We start from the raw sequence: 509 nt of genomic DNA on the forward strand, positions 1-509 counted from the left end.
ACCAGCGCCAGGCGCTGCAGCAGCTGGTCGCCATGCCTTGGCGAGACCAGCACCAGCGCGCTCCAGAATGCCATCGGCACCAGCCAGCCGCGCGTCAGGACCAGGAGGCCCAGCGTCACGCCCAGCACCATGGCCGAGCGCAGCGACTGCGACTCGAATAGCCGCACCGCGGAATAGATGGCAAAGCCGATCATGGAAACCTGCAGCGCCTCGGCGGTGGTCTCATGGCTGCGCAGCAGCAGGCCAAGGCAGGCGAGATAGATCAGCAGGGCGCCATCGGCCAGCGTGCGGCCGTAGTCGCGCGCTTCCGGCTGGCCGCCAAAGGCCAGGCGCAGCGGCTGGGTCTCGCCACGCCTGCCGAGCAGGTAAGTCGAATACCAGACCGACAGCGCGCCGATCAGGAAAAAGCCGATGGTGGAAATACGGGCTGCCAGCGCATCGCCCAGCAGCCAGCCGAACAGGCGGATGAACAGGGCGCCCAGCCAGAAGGCCAGCGGCCCCTCGCCCGG

1 protein-coding gene is annotated in these 509 nt (G+C 68.6%); it reads right to left on the minus strand.

The window, feature by feature from the left end; all coding sequences use genetic code 11:
- A partial coding sequence (locus JK635_RS28500) for a glycosyltransferase family 39 protein (RefSeq protein WP_202654698.1) occupies positions 1–509 on the minus strand: 509 nt, incomplete at both ends.

The sequence above is a fragment of the Neobacillus paridis genome (assembly GCF_016765675.1).
Lineage (GTDB): Bacteria > Bacillota > Bacilli > Bacillales > Cytobacillaceae > Neobacillus > Neobacillus paridis.